At 70.8% G+C, this 19,084-nt stretch carries 14 protein-coding genes; 7 read left to right on the top strand and 7 right to left on the bottom strand.

Features of this window, described 5'->3' with window-relative positions:
• Nucleotides 1-7: 7 nt before the first annotated feature.
• Together J7E96_RS26625 and J7E96_RS26620 are read right to left on the bottom strand one after the other, a co-directional pair.
• Entirely contained in the window at nt 8-2,167 is a 2,160-nt protein-coding gene (locus tag J7E96_RS26625; protein ID WP_215134699.1) for an OmpL47-type beta-barrel domain-containing protein, read from the bottom strand.
• 60 nt (nt 2,168-2,227) lie between these two features.
• Nucleotides 2,228-4,723: a ThuA domain-containing protein gene (locus J7E96_RS26620; RefSeq protein ID WP_215134641.1), complete on the bottom strand. Its 2,496-nt coding sequence runs from the start codon at nt 4,721-4,723 to the stop codon at nt 2,228-2,230.
• A 174-nt stretch (nt 4,724-4,897) separates the two neighbouring features.
• Between J7E96_RS26620 and J7E96_RS26615 the strand changes: the two genes are divergently transcribed.
• The 4 genes from J7E96_RS26615 (at nt 4,898) to J7E96_RS26600 (ending at nt 11,424) form a co-directional block, all read left to right on the top strand.
• Nucleotides 4,898-5,875 carry a multicopper oxidase domain-containing protein gene (locus tag J7E96_RS26615; protein WP_215134639.1) on the top strand — a complete coding sequence of 326 codons (978 nt, stop codon included), beginning with the start codon at nt 4,898-4,900 and terminating at the stop codon, nt 5,873-5,875.
• 98 nt (nt 5,876-5,973) lie between these two features.
• Nucleotides 5,974-6,219 (top strand): WhiB family transcriptional regulator, encoded by a 246-nt coding sequence (locus J7E96_RS26610; protein WP_215134637.1) that lies wholly within the window; start codon nt 5,974-5,976, stop codon nt 6,217-6,219.
• An 80-nt stretch (nt 6,220-6,299) separates the two neighbouring features.
• The gene (locus tag J7E96_RS26605; protein WP_215134635.1) at nt 6,300-7,910 is read left to right on the top strand and encodes a GMC family oxidoreductase; all 1,611 of its coding nucleotides are present in this window, start codon (nt 6,300-6,302) and stop codon (nt 7,908-7,910) included.
• 109 nt (nt 7,911-8,019) lie between these two features.
• Entirely contained in the window at nt 8,020-11,424 is a 3,405-nt protein-coding gene (locus J7E96_RS26600) for a hypothetical protein (RefSeq protein ID WP_251070471.1), read from the top strand.
• A 17-nt stretch (nt 11,425-11,441) separates the two neighbouring features.
• On the opposite strand, the gene J7E96_RS26595 is transcribed toward J7E96_RS26600, so the two are convergent.
• The 3 genes from J7E96_RS26595 to J7E96_RS26585 all read right to left on the bottom strand — a co-directional run bounded on the left by J7E96_RS26595 (nt 11,442) and on the right by J7E96_RS26585 (nt 14,932).
• Nucleotides 11,442-12,419: an acyl-ACP desaturase gene (locus J7E96_RS26595; RefSeq protein ID WP_215134633.1), complete on the bottom strand. Its 978-nt coding sequence runs from the start codon at nt 12,417-12,419 to the stop codon at nt 11,442-11,444.
• A gap of 173 nt (nt 12,420-12,592) precedes the next feature.
• Nucleotides 12,593-14,254 carry an ABC-F family ATP-binding cassette domain-containing protein gene (locus J7E96_RS26590; protein WP_215134631.1) on the bottom strand — a complete coding sequence of 554 codons (1,662 nt, stop codon included), beginning with the start codon at nt 14,252-14,254 and terminating at the stop codon, nt 12,593-12,595.
• Between the two features lie 261 nt (nt 14,255-14,515).
• Nucleotides 14,516-14,932 (bottom strand): SsgA family sporulation/cell division regulator, encoded by a 417-nt coding sequence (locus J7E96_RS26585; RefSeq protein ID WP_215134630.1) that lies wholly within the window; start codon nt 14,930-14,932, stop codon nt 14,516-14,518.
• A 142-nt stretch (nt 14,933-15,074) separates the two neighbouring features.
• On the opposite strand from J7E96_RS26585, the gene J7E96_RS26580 reads away from it, so the two are divergent.
• Nucleotides 15,075-16,178: an oxidoreductase gene (locus tag J7E96_RS26580; protein ID WP_215134628.1), complete on the top strand. Its 1,104-nt coding sequence runs from the start codon at nt 15,075-15,077 to the stop codon at nt 16,176-16,178.
• A gap of 391 nt (nt 16,179-16,569) precedes the next feature.
• Here J7E96_RS26580 and J7E96_RS26575 read toward each other — a convergent pair whose 3' ends face one another.
• Nucleotides 16,570-16,869, bottom strand: a complete 300-nt coding sequence (locus tag J7E96_RS26575) for a YciI family protein (protein ID WP_215134626.1) — start codon at nt 16,867-16,869, stop codon at nt 16,570-16,572.
• Between the two features lie 33 nt (nt 16,870-16,902).
• On the opposite strand from J7E96_RS26575, the gene J7E96_RS26570 reads away from it, so the two are divergent.
• Together J7E96_RS26570 and mmpA are read left to right on the top strand one after the other, a co-directional pair.
• The gene (locus tag J7E96_RS26570; protein WP_215134623.1) at nt 16,903-17,604 is read left to right on the top strand and encodes an endonuclease V; all 702 of its coding nucleotides are present in this window, start codon (nt 16,903-16,905) and stop codon (nt 17,602-17,604) included.
• Nucleotides 17,605-17,655: 51 nt separating this feature from the next.
• Entirely contained in the window at nt 17,656-17,868 is a 213-nt protein-coding gene (gene mmpA / locus J7E96_RS26565; RefSeq protein WP_215134621.1) for a morphogenic membrane protein MmpA, read from the top strand.
• Nucleotides 17,869-17,884: 16 nt separating this feature from the next.
• Here the strand turns inward: mmpA and J7E96_RS26560 are convergent, their stop codons facing one another.
• On the bottom strand, nt 17,885-19,072 hold the full coding sequence (locus J7E96_RS26560; protein ID WP_215134620.1) for a trans-acting enoyl reductase family protein: 1,188 nt from the start codon (nt 19,070-19,072) through the stop codon (nt 17,885-17,887).
• Nucleotides 19,073-19,084: the final 12 nt, after the last annotated feature.

Raw genomic sequence — 19,084 nt, 5'->3', positions numbered from 1 at the left:
CACTCCGCTAAAGCTGCTTGATGCGGATGTCGCGGTACGAGATCACGTCGGTGGTCCCGTGCACCTGGAGGCCGATGTAGCCGGAGGCGTACCGCCGGCCGTCAGAGCCCGGGTCGTCCGCGCGCGGCGGGTAGAAGTCCTGCCCGCCGGTGTTGTCGAACTCGTTGATCAGGACACCGTTGCGGAAGACCGAGTAGTGCTGGCCCTCCACCCGGATCTCGTAGTCGTTCCAGGTGCCCTTGGGTGTGACGCCCGCGCTGCCCAGACCCACGCGGTCGAAGCCGTAGACCGAGCTCGTCTTGTACATGTCGCCGTCCGGGCGGTCCAGGATCTGCACCTCGTGCCCGTACTTGATGGCCACCCACTCCGGACGCGGCTCCTCCGGGTGGTCGTGGACCTGCGGGAAGCGGACGAAGACACCGGCGTTGGCGTTTCCCGTGCCCGGTGCGTCGTCGCGCCAGCGCAGCTTGAGGGAGAAGTCCTCGTACTTGCGCTCCGGGAACCACAGCATGCCCATGCCGGGCGTCGTGGTGCTGCTCGTCATCGAGCCGTCCGCGTTCAGGCCGAACGAACCGCCGCCCACCTGCTGCCACTTGGCGAAGGAGGACTGCGTACCGTCGAAGAGATCGCGGTAGCCGGCGGTCTGGCCCGGTTTGCCGATGCCGGACTGCTTGGCGGCGCGATAGATCTTGCGGTGCTCGCGCTCGTCGATGACACCGTCGTACAGCAGCTTGTCGATGACGGTGTCGACGTGCTTGAGGAAGAGGGCCTGAGAGGTCCACTCCCTCTCGTCCTCGATCAGCTCGTTTATTGTGCAGCGATTGCGCGTGACGCGGTTGGGTACGCCCGTGTCCACCGTGCCGACGATGACCGTCAGCCGCTCGTCGTGCTCGGGGCAGTTCGGCGCGGGTACGCCGCCGCCCTCCGCGATCGTGAACGCCACCTGCTTGGCGACGGACGTGTTGCCCGCCTTGTCGGTCGCCCGGTGGTCGACCGTGTGCCGGCCGACGCGGTCGACGATCACCGGTGTGGTGTAGGCGAGGTACGGGCCACCGTCGAGCGAGTACTCGATCTTGTCGACACCTGAGCCGCCCGCGTCCGTAGCGGCGAGCGTCACCTTGGCGCTGGTGATGTACGCGCCGTCGGCGTTCTTGTCGCCGGTCACCGTCGCGGTGGTCTGCGGCGGGGTCTTGTCGTCCGTCGGCGGCGCGACGACCGTGAAGTCGGCCGACTTCTCGGCGGCCGCGTTGCCCGCCTTGTCGGTGGCGCGATAGCGGACCTTGTGAGTGCCCGTCTCGTGGACCATGACCGGGCCGTTGTACGCCGTCCAAGCGCCGGACGCCCCGAGTGCGTACTCGATCGTGTTGACGCCCGAGCCGGTGTCGGACGCGGTGACCGTGACCGTCGCCATGCCGAGGTACTGGCCTTCCGCGTTCTTCTCGCCGCTGACGGTCACTGACGTCTCGGGTGGTGTCTTGTCGTCCGTCGGCGGTGCGACGATGGTGAAGTCGGCCGACTTCTCGGCGGACGTGTTGCCCGCCTTGTCCGTGGCCCGGTAGCGGATCTTGTGCGTACCGACCTCGTGGACCATGACGGGCGCGGTGTACGGCTGCCAGGCGCCGGCCGCCCCGACGGCGTACTCGATCCTGTCCACGCCGGAGCCCGCGTCGGTCGCCGCGACGCTCACCGAGGCGTGCCCGATGTACGCGCCGTCGGCGTTCTTCTCGCCGCTGACGGTTGCCGAGGTCTCCGGCGCGGTGGTGTCGTCGCCGCCTCCCTCGGTGACGGTGAGGATGCCCTGCATCGAGCCGTGGCCGGGGATGGTGCAGTGGTAGAAGTACCGGCCGGGTGTGAGGGTGACGGTGGCGGTGTGCTTGCCGCCCTGGGCGTCGCTCGGGTTGGCGAGGATGTTCAGCTGTACGTCGTTGTTGTACTCGGGGTCCGACACGTCGAACGTCAGCGTGTGTGGCATCCCGGTCGTGTTGCCGGTCGCCGCGCTGTTCTCGAAGACGATCGTCGTCTCGCCCGCCACCGCTGTTCGGGGGAAGGTCAGGTAGCGGTCGATGGGGTCGCCTGCGGTCCAGGTGAGGGTCTGGGCGGCAGCGGACCTGGCTGCGGCGTCGTCCCCACGGCCGTACGCCGCCGTCGACGTCAGGCCTAGGACCATCAGCAGGGTGACCGCGAGCACCGTCCACAGATGAGGAGCTCTTCGTTTCAGCTTCACTGCCTACTCCGCCTTCCTGGCCAGATCCGTGGCGGCCGGTGTCGGCTCGCCTCCCTTGTACGTCACGCGCCACAGCGCCGACTTGGCGTCCGAGGTGAAGAACCCGCGTCCGTAGTCGAGGACATAGAGCGAGCCGTCCGGCCCGAACTTCCAGTCCATGAGGTTGCGGATGCCGTCCGCGCCCACCGGGATGATCTTCTTCAGCGACTCGGCGTGCGTGGGCAGTCCGCCGTTGCCGACCGTCCTGGGGTCGGTCAGCACGGCGTGGCGCGGCTGGTCGCCGTCGTAGAAGTCCCCGACGAACCACTTGCCGTCCCAGTACGCGGGCCACTTGTCCGGGCTGTCGCTGGTCGCGTCATAGCGGTAGACCGGGCCGTTCATCGTCGCCTGGCCGCCGCCCTTGAGCCAGGGCAGGAGGATTTTCTGTTCCTCCTGCTTGTAGCTCGGCACGCCGTTGGCGTCGCGCGGGTAGTCGACGCCGCCGCCCTGGGGCGAGTACCAGATGGTGTTGGGCGTGATGGGCGGGAGCTTGACCAGGCCGTCGTTGTTGGGGGACTCGTTCTTGGGATGCGCGCAGTCGTACCAGCCCAGCGGCTTTGTCGGGTCGGGAAGGTTCCGGTCGCGGTACGGCTGGTTGTTGCCCATGCAGTACGGCCAGCCGTGGTTGCCCGGCTTCGTGATCGCGGCGAACGTGTCGTACTTCGCCGGGCCCCACGTGGTGCTCGGCGCCCCCGCGTCCGGGCCGACCCAGCCGGCGTACAGGATGTCGGTCTTCGGATCGACCGCGATGCGCGCCGGATTGCGCACGCCCATCACGTAGATCTCACCGCGCGTCTTGCCGCCGCCCTCGTCCGGCTCCTTGCCGGTGAAGAGATTGCCCTCGGGGAGCGTGTACGTACCGTCGTCCTCGGGGTGGATCCGCAGGATCTTGCCGTTGAGGTTGTTGGTGTTGCCGGCGGTACGGCGGGCGTCCGCGAAGGACACGCCCTTGAAGTTCGGCTCCGGGTTGTTGCCGGAGTAACCGTCGCTGAAGCGGGAGGAGTTGTTGTCACCCGTCGCGATGTACAGATTCTGCTTCGAGTCCCAGGCCAGGCCGCCGCCCGCGTGGCAGCAACTGTGGATCTGCACCGGCCACTTGAGCAGGACCTTCTCGGAGGCGAGGTCCAGTTTGTTGGTGGCGAGGTCGAGCGTGAAGCGGGAGACCCGGCGCTCGGCCATGCGCGTGTCGCGGTTGATCCGCGCGTGGGGTGTGTAGTGCAGGTACACCCAGCCGTTGGTGAGGAAGCCGGGGTCCGTCTCGACGCCGAGCAGGCCCTCCTCGTTCTTGACCAGCTCGTCGCCGCCGCCCTTGTTGCCGAAGACGGTGAGGGCGCCCGCGAGCGTGACCTTCTTGGTCTTCGGGTCGTAGACGTGGATCTGGCCCTGGCCCTTGCCGATGTCCGGGTTGTTCCAGTCGGTCACGACCGGCGCGTTGTTGTCGCCGCCGCCCCGGCCGATGTAGATGACCCGGCCGTCCTTGGCCGTCACCAGGCCGTGCGGCTCCCCGATCTGGTCGGACTGGCCCGGCTGGTTGGGCGCGGTGAGGCGCTCGGCCTTGTAGTTGGCGTTGACGCTCGCCTTGCAGTCGGCGCGAGCGAGGCGTGTCGTCCACTGGAGGGCGCCCCGGAGGTGGTCGCGGAAGTCCGTCTCCTGGAAGGACTCGGCCGTACCCCCCATGCCGGTGTAGAAGGACCGGCCACCGTCGTAGTCGCGGCACCAGGAGACGGGATGGTCCCAGCCGTTGGCGCTCGTGCCCGGCTTGTACGTCGCCTCACGGACGCGCGCCACGGTGTGGACGTCGCCGGACGGATTCTTCGACCAGTTGAGCCACTTGTCGGGGCGCTTCCACTGGAGCGGCAGGCCGGTGGTCGCGGGGTGCTGCCGGTCGCCGACCTCCACCGTCGCGCGCTGTACGTTCGTGGGTCCGCCGGCGGCGGGCCGCGCGCCGATCAGGCCGCCGAACCAGTCGGAGTACGGCTCGGTGCGCGCCGCGTCGTGGATGCCGAGGAAGCCGCCGCCTGCTTCCATGTACGCCTCCAGGCCCGCCTCCTGCTCCGGATCGAGCACATCGCCGCCGCCGGTGAGGAAGACGACGGCGTTGAACTTGCCGAGCTTGGCGGTGGTGAAGACGCTCGCGTCGTCCGTGGCCTCCACGCGGAAGCGCTGCGCGGCGGGACCGGACTGGCCGATCTTCTCGATGGCCTCGATACCGGCGTTGACGGTCGGTGGCTCGTCGGCGCCTGCCGATCCGTGGAAGACCAGCACGCGGACATTCGCGCCGCCGGGCGGAGACGGCAGCGCGGGGAGAGACAACGTTGTCGCGTCGGTTGGCGAGGGTTCCGGATACGGTTTGGCGGAGGCGGCCGTGCCGCCGAGCAGGCCGGATGCGACAACTCCGGCCGTCAGGGCCGCTGTCAGTGCGCGTCGGGGTTTTGACCGGTGATGTGGTGCGCGATGCATGTGTTCACCCATCCCTCAGTGGTCACAGGAACGGCGACGAAGCTAGACCTCTTTTCGCGACGCGCCAAGAGGTATGACCGGAATAGCGCGACCTTTGTCCTTGGTGTGGATGAACTGGGCTCGTCCCGCTACGGTGTGCCCGTCAATCTCCGTACGTGGGTGGGGAGTCAGGCAATGGACAGACGAAGCTTCAACCGACAGTTGCTGGCTGGCGGGGCGGTCGCGGCGACCGGCGTGACATCGTTGTCGCTCACCGAATCCGGCCCCTCCGCGGTGGCGGCCGAGGGCCCGCCGAAGACCGCGCCGGCCGGCGGCCGGATCCACCGGCTGAAGATGTACGCCGAGAAGCTGCCCGACGGGCAGCTGGGCTACGGCTTCGAGAAGGGCAAGGCGTCGGTGCCCGGGCCGCTGATCGAGATCGTCGAAGGCGACACCGTACACATCGAGTTCGAGAACACGCTGGACGTGCCGGTCAGTCTTCACGTGCACGGTGTCGACTACGACGTCGCGAGTGACGGCACGAAGCTGAGCCGAAGTCATGTCGAGCCCGGCGGGACCCGGACGTACACCTGGCGTACGCACGTCCCCGGGCGGCGCAAGGACGGCACCTGGCGGGCCGGCAGCGCGGGTTACTGGCACTACCACGACCACGTGGTCGGCACGGACCACGGCACGGGCGGCATCCGCAAAGGGCTTTACGGTGGGGTGATCGTACGGCGGAAGGGCGACATCCTGCCGGACAGGACCTTCACCATCGTCTTCAACGACATGACGATCAACAACAAGCCGGGTCACCGGAGTCCCAACTTCGAGGCCACGGTGGGGGACCGGGTGGAGATCGTCATGATCACGCATGGCGAGTTCTACCACACGTTCCATATGCACGGTCACCGGTGGGCGGACAACAGGACGGGGCTGCTGACCGGCCCCGACGACCCCAGCCGTGTGGTCGACAACAAGATCACGGGGCCGGCGGACTCGTTCGGTTTCCAGATCATCGCGGGTGAACACGTGGGCGCGGGCGCGTGGATGTATCACTGCCATGTTCAAAGCCATTCCGACATGGGGATGGCCGGGCTCTTCCTGGTCGCCAAGCCGGACGGCACGATTCCGGGGTACGAGCCGCACCATCCGGCAGGTCACGATCACTGAGGCGGGGTCCTTATTCCCGGCAATCCGGAGTTCGTGTGGTCGGTGGTGTTGAGCGGACGTTGATCGGACGTTGATCCCCGCGGGGCAGCGTGTGCGGCATGCCGACCAACATCACTGCCGAACGCGAACTCTCCTGGCAGGAGACAGCACTGTGCGCCCAGGCCGGGCCCGAGTTCTTCTTCCCGGCCCCCGGCAGCTCCACCCGCGAGGCCAAGCAGCTCTGCGGCGCCTGCGAAGGGCGGGTGGCGTGCCTGGAGTACGCGCTCACGAACGACGAGCGGTTCGGCGTCTGGGGCGGACTTTCCGAGAAGGAACGACTGCGCCTCAGGCGCGGCCCCCGCTGAGGGCTCTCATGCCCTCTGGCACGGCGGCGGGGAGCGGTCCATGCTGAGGTCCGCACCGTCAGCGAACAGGCCAGGGGGACATGTTGAGCAGCAGGCAGGCAACGACCGGGTACGACTACGTCATCGTCGGAGCCGGGTCGGCGGGCTGTGTGCTCGCCGCCCGCCTCTCCGAGGACCCCACGGTGCGCGTCGCGATCGTCGAGTCGGGCGGGAAGGACCGTAAGACCGAGATCCGCGTACCCGCGGCCTTCCCCAAACTCTTCAAGACGCCCTACGACTGGGACTTCAGCACCGCCAAGCAGACCGAGCTCGGCGGCCGCGAGCTGTACTGGCCACGCGGCCACGTGCTGGGCGGCTGTTCGTCGGTCAACGCGATGATGTGGGTACGCGGCCACCGCGACGACTACGACGCGTGGGGCGAGGCGGCCGGGCCCGAGTGGTCGCACGACGGGATCGTGCCCTACTTCCGGCGGGCGGAAGGGTGGACCGGCGCCGCGCCCGACGGTTCCGGCCGGCCCTCGGTGTACGGAACCGAGGGGCCGCTGTCCATAGCGCCGCCGCGCGATCCGAACCCGACCACGGCCGCCTTCCTCGAAGCCTGCCGGAGCACCGGTCTCACGGAGCTGCCGGAACTGAACGTCCCGGATCCCAGCGGCTTCTCCCTGACCCCGGTCAACCAGCGGGCCGGCCGGCGCTGGAGCACGGCCGACGGCTATCTCAAACCGGCCGCGCGCCGACCCAATCTGGACGTCATCACCGATGTCCGGGTACGGCGGCTCGCTTTCGAAGGCACGCGTGTGACGGGGGTGGTGACGGCCTCGGGGAACGTACTGCGCGCCCGCCGCGAGGTGATCCTCAGCGCGGGCGCCATCGGCTCCCCGCAGTTGCTGATGCTCTCCGGCATCGGAGACCCGGAGCATCTGCGGGAGACCGGAGTGGAGCTGCGGGCGGTCTCACCCGACGTGGGCCGGCACCTTCAGGACCACCTGTCCACGGCGGTGACCATGCGCTGCCCGCTGCCGGTCACGCTGACCGGGGCGGACACGCTCAGGAACGTGGGCCGCTTCCTGCTGTCCGGGCGCGGACCGCTCACCTCAAACGTCGGAGAGGCTGTCGCCTTTGTCCGCAGTACGCCGGAACTGGACGCGCCCGACATCGAGTTGATCTACGCTCCGGGGCCGTTCGTCCAGCACGGCCTCACGCCGCCGACCGAGCACGGTGTCACCATCGGTGTGATCCTGCTCCAGCCCGCGAGCGAGGGCCGCATCACCCTGACCGACGACCAGGCGACTTCGGCGCCGCGTATCGACCCCGGATACCTGACGGACGCCTCCGACCTGCGCCGCCTCACAGCGGGTGTGCGCCGGGCCGAAGCCCTCTTCGCGGACAGCGCGTTCGCGCCGTACACGGCGGGCCCGATGGCGCCGTACCCGGGGATCGTCGACGACGAGGCCCTGGCCCGGACGATCCGGGACTCCTGCGAAACGCTCTACCACCCCGTCGGCACCTGCCGGATGGGCACCGACGACGGGTCAGTGACGGACCCCAGGCTGCGTGTGAGGGGAGTGGAAGGCCTGCGCGTGGTGGACGCCTCGGTGATGCCCCGGATCACTCGGGGACACACGCAGGCCCCCACGGTGGCCATCGCCGAGAAGGCGGCGGAGCTCATCCGGGAGGACGCGCGCGTGTGACGCCGGCGCCGGCGCTCCCGGTCAGGAAGCGGTGTCGATGCGCGAGGGGCCGTGCAGCGACCCTCGAAATTCAGTGGGTGCCGCCGTCCCCGCCAGGCACAATCTCCCCATGGTTCATCCTCCGCAGCGTCAGGCCGACCGACTGCTCGACGCGCTCGACCCGCTGTCGTACCCGCGGCGCATGCGCCAACTGGCCGTTCGAGCAAGGGAGCTGGCTGCCGACGGTACGCTCCGGCCGGTCCTGGAGGAGCTCGACGGGCGCGGGCCGTACGAGCGGGGGATCGCCGCCGTCGCGGCCGCCGTCGGACGCGACGCCGACTGGGTCGCCGCACGGCTGGCGGACGCGGACGACTTCGTACGCGGCCAGGCCCTGCGGGTGGCGGGCAGGCTGGGCGTACCCGACGCGGCGTACGAGGCGGCGCTGGACGACGCACCCGCCGCCGTACGCCACCAGCTGCTGCGCGCGGTCGTCGGGGACGGCCGGAGCGCCCTGGCGGAACGCATCGTCGACGAGCTGCGTGACACCTGGGGCGACGCCGAGGCCGTGCGGCTGCTGCCCATCTGCGGCCACGAGACGGTGGCCCGGCTGCTGCCCGCCCTGTTCCACGCCGTACACAGCTGGAAGGCGCTCGGCGCCCGCCACCCCGCCCTGGTGCTCGACGCCGCCGAGGGCGAGCTCGCCGCGCTGCCCGAGGCCCTGCGTGACGGCTGGTGGCAGCGGAACGCCCACGCGGTGGCGTCCGCGCTCGACGCAGAACCGCTGCGCGTGCTCGGCCTCCTCGGCCGGTACGCACCCACCGCGCTGCCCCTCGCGCTGCACGGCCGCTTCGACGCGCTGGCCGCCGCCGACCCCGCGGGTGTGGTGCGGCTGCTCCTCGGACCCGGAGGACACGCGATCCGCCGCAGCGGGGCCCTGCGCCGCAGCGTTCTGTGCCGCCTCGCACGGAACGCCCCACGGGAGGCGGTGGTCGAGCTCGGGCGGGCCATGGGGCCGTACACCCACGACGTCGCCCGGCTAGCCATGGCTCTGCCCCCGGCGGAGCGAGGGCTCTTCTGGGCGTCCGTCGCGGAAGGGCAGGGGGAGGGCGGGTTCGGCACCGTCGACGCCGTGCTGCTCGATTCACTGCCGCGCGATTACGCCGCCCGGGAGGCGCGGCGGATGGCGGACCGGGCCAGGGAACACGGCGCGCGGTGGAACACGGTGCTGCTCGCCGAGTCGTACCTGCCCGTCGCCGAGGCGCGCCACCGGCTCGTCGAGGCCACCCGCCGGCCGACCGCCGGGGAACGCGCGGAGGCCTGGCCGCTGCTGATACGCAACGCGGGCCGCTCCGGCGACCCGGCCGCCGTCACCGCCGTACTGGAGGAGATGGCGCGGCTGCGCAACGAGCAGGACCCGGTGCGCTCGCCCGCCCTGCAGGCCCTCGCCGCGACGCATCCCGCGCTCTTCACCGAGGAGGCGGCGCCGCACCTGGAGCGCGTCACCACGGACGCCGTCGAGGCACGGGACTGCTGCCGGGACGCCCGGCAGGACCTGAGCAGCCTCGCCCTCGCCGTGCTCCGCGAGCACGCGTCCGAGCACGGGACGACCGGGCAGCTCGCCCTGGTGAACTGGGCGCTACGCACCCTGGCGCGCATCGCGGCGACCACCGGAGGCGCCGAACTGGGCCGGCTGGACCACACCCTGCGCCGCGGCCAGGAGCACCAGGTCTTCGACGCCCTGCGCCCCTGGCTGGACGCGGGCGCGAAGAAGGGCGACCACCGGCTCGCCTTCGCCCTCACACGCGCCCTCGGCAAGCGGGCCGCCGCGATGCCGGCACTCCAGGAACTCCTGTGGCAGGCCGTCCGCTGCGAAGACAACCGCACCGCGCGGAGCGCGATCGCCCTCTGGCTGGACCCGCCCGCCGGCCGCGACGAACGCGTCGAGCGCATCCTCGCCCGCGAGCCGTCGGCCGCCGTGCTGGACCCCGTCCTGCGCGTGCTCACCCGGCGGCGCACAGACCTGCTCGACCAGCTCCTGGGCGACACCCCGCCGTACGGCCGCTTCCTGGCCAAGGACCGCCCGTGGACCGTCCCCGTGGGGCCGGACGTACGCCGCTGGGTGCCGCGCCAGCAGCGCGCCGCCGCCGGTCTGCTGGCGCGCACGGCACGGGACGAAGAGCTGCCGCTGAACGCCCGCGCCACCGCCATAGCCCAGTCCGCGAACCTGCCCGGCACCGGCCTGGACGCGGTGCGGCAGTGGACCGGCGCCGGGGACGTGGTGCTCGCCGAGGCCGCCCTGGCTGCCCTGGCGTGGACCGACCGGCCCGCCGAGGCGGTCGCGGAGCTGCTGAGCCACGCCGGCGGAGACCGTGCGCGGGTCGCGGTGTACGCCGCCACGCGCGCCTCCCGGTACGTCCGGCCCTCGCTGCTCGGCGCGCTGCTGCGCGGGCTGGTGGCACCCGGCGAGGGCGCCGCGAAGGTCACCAGCCGCAAGGAGGCCGTGCGGCTCGCCGCGACCCGGCTGCCGCAGGCCGGGGCGGCGGAGCTGCTGGCCGAGGCGTACACGATGCCGGGCCAGCACCGCGACGTACGGGCCACCTGTGTGGCGTTCGCGGCGCCGCTGCTCGGCGACGACCGCGTCCGGCGCATGCTCCGGGACGCGGCGGCGGGGGAGACGGCCGTACGCACCGCCGTACTGCGCGTCCAGCCCATGGACCTGCCCGAGCCGCACCGGCCCGGCTACGCCCGGCTCGTCCAGGAGGTGTGCGCCACCGAGGACGACGACCTCGCCGGCCTCGCCCTGCGGGCACTGGCCGGGTGGATCCCCTGGGCGCCGGGCGCCCCGGCGGTCCTGGTGGCCGCGATCAGCGAGCTGGACCGCCGATCGGTCTGGCGGGGCGCCGCGTACGGTCTCACGTCCGCCGCCGCGACCGGCCCCGAAGCGGGCCTGGCCGTGGGGCAGGCACTGAAAGCCCTGGTCATCGCGGACGCGAGCGCGGAAGGGACGGCCGACGACGCGGGGACCGTACGGGATCGCCCGGCGCGTCGGCGGGCCGAGTCCCTCGTCACCGGGCTGATCACCGAGACCTGGCAGCGCCCCGACGCCGTACGCCCCGTGGCGTACGCCGCCGCCGGACTTCTCGCCGGCCACCGCGACTTCGTGCCGCAGGCCGCCGATCTCCTGGTGCACGCCCTGGATCTCGACGCCGGACCGGCGCAGCTGCGCGCCGCCCTGGTCCGGCTGGCCGGGCTGCACGACGGCCGTCCCGCCCTGGTGGTCCGTACCGCCGAAAGCCTGGAGGACCGGCTGGACTCGGCCGCCCGCCCCGGGGACACGGACGCCCTGCTCGCCCAGGCCGGGCTGCTGTGCGAGGACGGCTCTCACGCCGAGGGGCTGCTGGCCGTCACCCTCACCGACGTCGGCGGCAGGCGCACGGAATGGGCAGACCCGTGGCGCGAGATGCTGAAACAGCTGCGCCGCCACCCGGTACAGGACGTGCGTGACGCGGCCTGTGCCGTGGTGACGGCGGATTGAGAGCTGAGAGCAGGGGATCAGGCGGAGGCGGCGCGGGCTGCCATCCGGGCCTTGCGCGCGGCCAGCTTCTCGTCGAACTTGCTCGCCTCGGCGTCCAGTCCGTTCATGTACAGACCGAGCTCCTCCTGCGCCTTCAGACCCTCCGGGCCGAGCCCGTCGATCTCCAGGACCTTGAGGTAGCGCAGGACGGGCTGGAGCACGTCGTCGTGGTGGATGCGCATGTTGTAGATCTCGCCGATGGCCATCTGCGCGGCGGCGCGCTCGAAGCCGGGCATGCCGTGTCCGGGCATCCGGAAGTCGACGACGACGTCGCGCACCGACTGCATCGTCAGGTCGGGAGCGATCTCGAAGGCCGCACCCAGCAGGTTGCGGTAGAAGACCATGTGCAGGTTCTCGTCGGTCGCGATGCGCGCCAGCATGCGGTCGCAGACGGGGTCGCCCGACTGGTGGCCGGTGTTGCGGTGCGAGACGCGGGTCGCGAGCTCCTGGAAGGCGACGTACGCGACCGAGTGCAGCATCGAGTGGCGGTTGTCGGACTCGAAGCCCTCCGACATGTGCTGCATACGGAACGCTTCGAGCTTGTCGGGGTCGACGGCACGCGACGTGAGCAGGTAGTCACGCATCACGATGCCGTGCCGGCCCTCCTCGGCCGTCCAGCGGTGCACCCAGGTGCCCCAGGCGCCGTCGCGGCCGAAGAGGGAAGCGATCTCGTGGTGGTAGCTGGGGAGGTTGTCCTCGGTCAGCAGGTTGACGACGAGCGCGATCTTGCCGATGTCGGTGACCTTCGACTGCTCAGGCTCCCAGGCCTGGCCGTCGTCGAAGATGCCGGGGAAGTTGCGGCCGTCGGAGAACGGCACGTACTCGTGCGGCATCCAGTCCTTGGCGACCTTGAGATGGCGGTTGAGTTCCTTCTCCACCACCTCTTCCAGCGCGTACAGCAGTCGGGCGTCGGTCCACGCGTCCGAACTGCCGAGTTGGGGAGAGGTGATCGTCACTGGTGCTCCTGGGGACGGGGGCTGCGGGCATAAATTACCTACGGCTTCGTAGGTTACGAGACCGTAGGTTAAGGGCGTCGTAAGAGCTGAGCCAAGTCCCCGTTTGTAATGTCCCGTTACGATCTGTTATGCGTACAGGTCAGACGGCCGTATCGAGAGCCATGTCACTCAGACTACGAGCTTTGGTTCCCCTCCGTGTTCCCTGATGCATCCTCTTCATCCCTCTCGCTCACCTCATCCACGTCATTCCTCCCGAGTTCCAGCCGCCGGGTGATCCCGATCGACTCCAGGAACGGCTCGTCGTGGCTCGCCACGATCAGTGCGCCCTCGTACGACTCCAGAGCCTGTGTGAGCCGGCGCACACTCGCCATGTCCAGGTTGTTCGTCGGCTCGTCCAGCAGCAGGAGCTGCGGCGCCGGCTCGGCCAGCAGCAGCGCCGCCAGCGTCGCCCGGAACCGCTCGCCGCCCGACAGCGTCCCGGCCCGCTGATCAGCCCGCGCTCCCTTGAACAAGAAGCGTGCCAGCCGCGCCCGGATGGCGTTGTTGGTGGCCGAAGGCGCGAACTCCGCCACGTTCTCGGCCACCGTCAGCGCGTCGTCCAGTACGTCGAGCCGCTGCGGCAGAAAGCGCAGCGGCACATGCGCGAGCGCCTCACCCGAGACCGGCTCCAGCTCCCCGGTGATCGTGCGCAGCAGCGTCGTCTTGCCCGACCCGTTCCGCCCGACCAGCGCGATCCGCTCGGGACCGCGTACCTCGAACTCACCGGCGATCCCGGGCCCGTACCGCAATCGCAGATCACGCAGCGTCAGCACCCGGCGCCCCGGATGTACGGTCGTGTGCGGCAGTACGACGCTGATCTCGTCGTCGTCGCGCACCGCGTCCACCGCCCCGCTCAGCCGCTCCTTCGCCTCCGCCAGCTTCTCGGCGTGCATGATGCGGTGCTTGCCGGCCGACTCCTGCGCGGCGCGCTTGCGGAGGTTCATGACGGCCCTTGGCTCGCGCTTGTTGTCGTACATCTTCTGCCCGTACCGCTTGCGGCGGGCCAGCTTCACCTGTGCCTCGGCCAGCTCCTTCTTCTGCCGGTGTACGTCGGCCTCCGCGACCCGCACCATGCGCTCGGCCGCCTCCTGCTCGACGGCGATAGCCTCCTCGTACGCGGAGAAGTTCCCGCCGTACCAGCGGACTTCACCTTCGCGCAGCTCGGCGATCTGATCGACGCGCTCCAGCAGTTCGCGGTCGTGGCTGACCACGATCATCACGCCGGACCATGCCTCGACTGCGGCGTACAGACGCTCCCGCGCGCGGCGGTCCAGATTGTTCGTCGGCTCGTCGAGCAGGAGTACGCCGGGACGGCGCAGCAGCAGCGCGGCCAGCCGCAGCAGCACCGACTCGCCGCCCGACACCTCGCCGATGGTCCGGTCGAGGCCGATCCGGACGAGCCCGAGCTGGTCGAGGGTGGCGCGGGCGCGCTCCTCGACGTCCCAGTCGTCGCCGATGGCCGCGAAGTTCTCCTCCGTCGCCTCGCCCGCCTCGATGGCGTGCAGCGCGGCACGCGCGCCGGCGATGCCGAGGGCCTGGTCCACGCGCAGCGTGGTGTCGAGGACGAGATCCTGCGGCAGATAACCGACCTCGCCGACGACCTGGATCTTCCCGCCGGTGGGGGTGAGTTCACCGGCAGCCAGCCTCAACAGGGTGGACTTGCCCGACCCGTTGAGGCCGATGAGTCCGGTTCTGCCGGGACCGACGGCCAGTTGGAAACCGTCGAAGACGGGCGTTCCGTCGGGCCAGCCGAAGGAGAGCGCGGAGCAGCTGAGATGGGTGGGGACGGCAGACAAGGGGGCCTCCCGGTTGCTGAAGAACGAGCAAGGGCAACGGGTGGAGACACCGGGGGATGGCGTGGGTGCGGCGGAGCAGGGCCGGACGGCTCAAGTGCCGAGGTCGCACGCGGCGCGCACAGAGGAGAGAGTCAGTCTGCACGACACGGTGTCTCAAGACCTCAGACGAGCAACGTCCACTCCGATCGACGACAGCAGGGCCACGACCAAAGTACGTCGCGGCCCCTGCGTGGCCAACCGATTATTCGAGTCCGCGACCCGTCAGAGCGCGTCGCGCAGCAGTTCGGCCAGGTCGTGGTCGACATCGAGATGCAGATGCTCGCCGCCGGCGGGGACGAGCTCGTGGGTGCGTTTGAGGAAGCGGCGCAGATCCGACGTGCGGATGTGGACCATCGCGGTCCCCTCCACGGCATGGAATTCCAGCACGGTCCGCCCGTAACCGTACGGTCGCACGCGTACGTCGCCCAGGCCGGCCCGCCGGTCCGTGCCCGTGTCCAGCAGTTCACGGGCGAACGCCCAGGCCACCTCGATGCCCTCCAGGGTGGCGGCGGGCGGGAAGGCCATGCGTACGGCGAACGGGTCCTCGCTGTCGTACCGCAGGGTCGCCGGAACCGTCTCCATCCGGGGTGTGGAGGACACCAGACGGGTCTGCACGGCTTGCTCAATCACGGGAGACAAGGGCTGCTCCCTCTCACGGCTCGGGTTGATGCGTCCTGTCATAGGGACAGACGTAAGAACACGGGAATCCGTGCATGCGGGCGGGACGTGACGTGCGTCACCGTCTGGACGGTGGTGTCGCGGTGGGCTAGCTTCCAGCGCCATGAGGGGCATGGGGAAGACGCGACGAGTGGTGTCACTGGGCCTGTGTGGGGCGGCGCTGGCCGCGGCATTGTCGGCGCCGGTGTCGGCGCCGGCGCACGCGAACGTACAACCGAACGGAAACGCGCCTCGCTGGCAGCTGAAGGACACCGGCAAGAACGACGTACGTTTCCGGGGCCTGTCGGCGGTCAGCAGGAAGACCGCGTGGGTGGCGGGAGCCAAGGGCACGGTGCTGCGCACGTCTGACGGCGGCCGCACCTGGCGTGACGTCTCGCCGCCGGGGGCGGGGCAGTTGGAGTTCCGCGACATCGAGGCTTTCGACGGCCGGCGGGCGGTGGTGCTGGCGATCGGGGAGGGCGAGGTGTCCAGGGTCTTCCGTACGGCTGACGGCGGCGAGACCTGGACCGAGACCTTCCGCAACACCGACCCGAGGGCCTTCTACGACTGCGTCACCTTCTTCGACAGCCGCAACGGTCTCGCGATGAGCGACCCGGTCGATGGCAAGTACCGCATCCTGTCCACCGGCGACGGCGGCAAGTCGTGGACCGTCCTGCCGAACGCGGGCATGCCGGCTGCCGAGCCCGGTGAGGCGGCGTTCGCGGCGAGCGGCCAGTGCCTGGTCAGCGCCGGGCCGCGGGACGTATGGCTGGCCACGGGCGGCGGCGCCACGGGGCGGGTGCTGCACTCCGCCGACCGCGGCCTGACCTGGACCGCCGCGGATGCCACCATCCCGGCGGGCGACCCGGCGCGGGGCGTCTTCGGCCTCGCCTTCCGCGACCGCGACCAGGACCACGGCCTCGCGGTCGGCGGCGACTACCGCACGGGCCTGCCGTCGCCGGAGGCGGCGGCGGTAACCGCCGACGGCGGCACGACCTGGCACCGGTCGAAGACGCCACCACCGGCATACCGCTCGGGCGTGACCTGGCTGCCGCACACCAAGTCCGGCGCGCTGGCGGTCGGCCCCACGGGGACGAACCTGACGCTGGACGGCGGCCGCAACTGGCGGACGATCGACACCGGCTCGTACGACACGGTGGACTGCGCACCGGACTTCGGCTGCTGGGCATCAGGCGAAAAGGGCCGAGCGGCCCGCCTGGACTTCTGACCACCCCGCCGCCGCCTGGAGCTGGCACTCAACCGCCGGACGGGCTGGTTTCCGCACCGGCGGAGAGACCAGGCCGCCCCGCCGGTGCGGGGTGCTGCTGCGGGGTTCGGTCCTCAGCCGCTGGACCGGCTGAAATGTGAACACATGCGGACCGTTCAGGCCAAGCAGAGCCGGAGTCGCCGGGCAAGGCCAAGCAAGTCCTACCTTGCAAGGCCGCCTGCCTCGCCGGGCGAGGCAAGCCGCTTCCCGGCAGGTCGCGCATCCAGCGGCCAACGCCCTGCCTCTGGCGGGCATGGCGCAGCCCTGCTGGCGGATCAAGTCCTGGTCGGCACTATGAAGCCCGTCCGGCGATTGAGGACATAACGCCCCTAGGGCGTCCAAGGGGCCCGCTCTACGCCGGCGGCTGCTGCCGGTACGGGGCCAGCGCAGGTGCCGTCTTCGTTGCCACGAACTCCGTGATCCGGTACGCGCAAACCCCCGCCACCGTGAACGGATCCGCCGCCGCGATCTCCTCGATCCGCGCCCGGTCGTCCGCGACGGCCAGAATCACCCCGCCGTCACGCGGCTGCTTCCGCCCCGAGGCGATGAAAACCCCCGCCTCGTACTGCGCGTCCAGCCACGCCACATGCGCTTCCATCAGCTCGTCGACGCGCTCGACGGGTGCGGTGTAGGTCAACTCCAGTACGAACATGATCGCCAGGCTACCCCGTAGGCTCTGATCACTATGAAGAGCCTCCGTGCCCCCGCCGACGAAGCCGAAGCCCGGGCGATCCAGGACGAACTCCGCACCCGGGTCGTACTCGACGAGCCAGGCCCGCCCCCCGGCACCGGCCTCGTCACGGGCGTGGACGTGGCGTACGACGACGAGCGTGACATCGTCGCCGCGGCGGCCGTCGTCCTCGACGCCGCGACGCTCACCATCGTGGAAGAGGCCACGGCGGTCGGCCGCGTCGCCTTCCCCTACGTCCCCGGCCTGCTCGCCTTCCGCGAACTCCCGACGGTGCTCGCCGCCCTCGAATCCCTGACGGCGGACCCGGGCCTCGTCGTCTGCGACGGATACGGACAGGCTCACCCGCGCCGCTTCGGCCTGGCCAGCCACCTCGGCGTCGTGACGGGCCTCGCGACCATCGGCGTGGCCAAGAACCCCTTCACCTTCACCTACGAGCAGCCGGGCCCCCGCCGCGGCGCCCAGTCGCCCCTCCTCGACGAGGCGGGCGAAGAAGTGGGCCGCGCGCTGCGCACCCAGGACGGCGTGAAGCCGGTCTTCGTCTCCGTCGGCCACCGCGTGAGCCTGGACAACGCCTGCGCGCACACCCTGCGCCTCGCGCCCGGCTTCCGGCTCCCGGAGTCGACGCGCGCGGCGGACGCCCTGTGCCGCCGTGCCCTGCGGGAGGCGATTGATGCGGATTTCGGAACAACCACGTAACTGAGTATCTATACGGATGTTTGAACAGGCGCAATGGGACAAGGTGATCGTATGACTGCATACACGCGCCCTGAGCGCCTCGACCACCTCGACCACTTTGACCACTTCGACCACCCCACCCACCCCAGGCCGGCTGTCGAATCCGTAACCGTCCACCGCGCCGGCCGCCGTACGAACGTGGGCATCCTGGTCGGCGGCCTGGCCGCACTCGCGTGGACCGGCGGGATGATCTACACCATCGCGGGCTGGATCAGCGGCGGCTGAAGGCGCCTCGCCCGCGTCACTCCCGCACCGCCGCGACCCGGAACCGCACCCCCGCCGCCATCAGCCGCTCCAGCAGCGCGTCTCCCATCGCCACCGCCGTCGTCACCTGCCCCGACGTCGCCGGCAGCTCGTCGAAGGCCAGGCACAGCACCGATTCGGCCAGCATTTTCGCCGTCTCGTCGTAGCCGGGGTCGCCCCCCGACACCTCGGTGAACACCCGGCGCCCGCCGCCCTCGCCCACGAAGCGCACCGTGAACCAACTCCGGCCCCTGCGTTCCTCGTCGGGCCCCGAGCCCGCCGCGTACCGGCTCATCAGCCACGTGCGCGCCGCCGGGATCTGCGCCAGCGCGAACGCCGTCCCCACCGCCGCCACCCCGCCGACCGCGACCGGCAGCCACTTCACCGCTGCGTAGTGCCGGTAGCGGAAGTCCGGCCCGTACCGATCGAGTGCGGCCGCCGAACGGGCCACCACCTGCGGGTCGACGGTCGCCAGCGGCAGCGCCCACGTCCCCGTCTCGCGGCTGCGCCGCGGCGCACCGATCGGGGCCCGCGCCCGCCGCCCCACCAGCCTCGGCTCGGACAGCCGCCGCTCCTTCGCGGCCCGCAGCATCTGCCGCCCGCGCCCGAACGCGGTCATGGCGGAAGCGAACGTACCGCCCGAGAACATCGCGTTGGAGCGTACGAATCCGTCGACGCGCAGCGGTACGCCCTCGGGCAACTGCTTGACCGTGAAGTACACGCCGAGGTCGTGCGGGACCGAGTCGAAGCCGCAGGCGTGCACGATCCGTGCCCCCGTCTCCCGCGCCCGCGCGTCGTACGCCAGGTACATCCGGTCGACGAACTCCGGCTCGCCCGTGAGGTCCGCGTAGTCCGTGCCCGCGTCGGCGCAGGCGGCGACGAGCGCTTCGCCGTACCGGACGTACGGGCCGACGGTCGTCGCCACCACCCGCGTGCGGGCGGCCAGTTCGCGCAGCGATGCGGGGTCGGCCGCGTCGGCGTGCAGGATGGGGAGCGTCGCGCAGGCCGGATTGACGGCGATGAGCCGCTCGCGCAGCTTCTCCAGCTTCGCGGGGCTGCGCCCGGCTATCGCCCAACGGCAGTCGGCCGGTGCGTGCGCGGCCAGGTACTCCGCGGTCAGTTCCCCGACGAAGCCCGTCGCCCCGAAAAGCACGATGTCGTACGTGCGCCGAACCGTCTCGTTCATGGGGGCAGAGGG

The sequence above is a fragment of the Streptomyces sp. ISL-96 genome, assembly GCF_018614035.1.
GTDB lineage: Bacteria > Actinomycetota > Actinomycetes > Streptomycetales > Streptomycetaceae > Streptomyces.
This window is presented reverse-complemented; position numbering and strand designations above follow the sequence as displayed.

Excerpts from the sequence above, each read along its gene's own strand:
- J7E96_RS26625 (WP_215134699.1), bottom strand. The coding sequence starts at position 2,167 with ATGGTCCTAGGCCTGACGTCGACGGCGGCGTACGGCCGTGGGGACGAC.
- J7E96_RS26620 (WP_215134641.1), bottom strand. The coding sequence starts at position 4,723 with ATGCATCGCGCACCACATCACCGGTCAAAACCCCGACGCGCACTGACA.
- J7E96_RS26615 (WP_215134639.1), top strand. The coding sequence starts at position 4,898 with ATGGACAGACGAAGCTTCAACCGACAGTTGCTGGCTGGCGGGGCGGTC.
- J7E96_RS26610 (WP_215134637.1), top strand. The coding sequence starts at position 5,974 with ATGCCGACCAACATCACTGCCGAACGCGAACTCTCCTGGCAGGAGACA.
- J7E96_RS26605 (WP_215134635.1), top strand. The coding sequence starts at position 6,300 with ATGTTGAGCAGCAGGCAGGCAACGACCGGGTACGACTACGTCATCGTC.
- J7E96_RS26600 (WP_251070471.1), top strand. The coding sequence starts at position 8,020 with ATGGTTCATCCTCCGCAGCGTCAGGCCGACCGACTGCTCGACGCGCTC.
- J7E96_RS26580 (WP_215134628.1), top strand. The coding sequence starts at position 15,075 with ATGAGGGGCATGGGGAAGACGCGACGAGTGGTGTCACTGGGCCTGTGT.
- J7E96_RS26575 (WP_215134626.1), bottom strand. The coding sequence starts at position 16,869 with ATGTTCGTACTGGAGTTGACCTACACCGCACCCGTCGAGCGCGTCGAC.
- J7E96_RS26570 (WP_215134623.1), top strand. The coding sequence starts at position 16,903 with ATGAAGAGCCTCCGTGCCCCCGCCGACGAAGCCGAAGCCCGGGCGATC.
- mmpA (WP_215134621.1), top strand. The coding sequence starts at position 17,656 with ATGACTGCATACACGCGCCCTGAGCGCCTCGACCACCTCGACCACTTT.
- J7E96_RS26560 (WP_215134620.1), bottom strand. The coding sequence starts at position 19,072 with ATGAACGAGACGGTTCGGCGCACGTACGACATCGTGCTTTTCGGGGCG.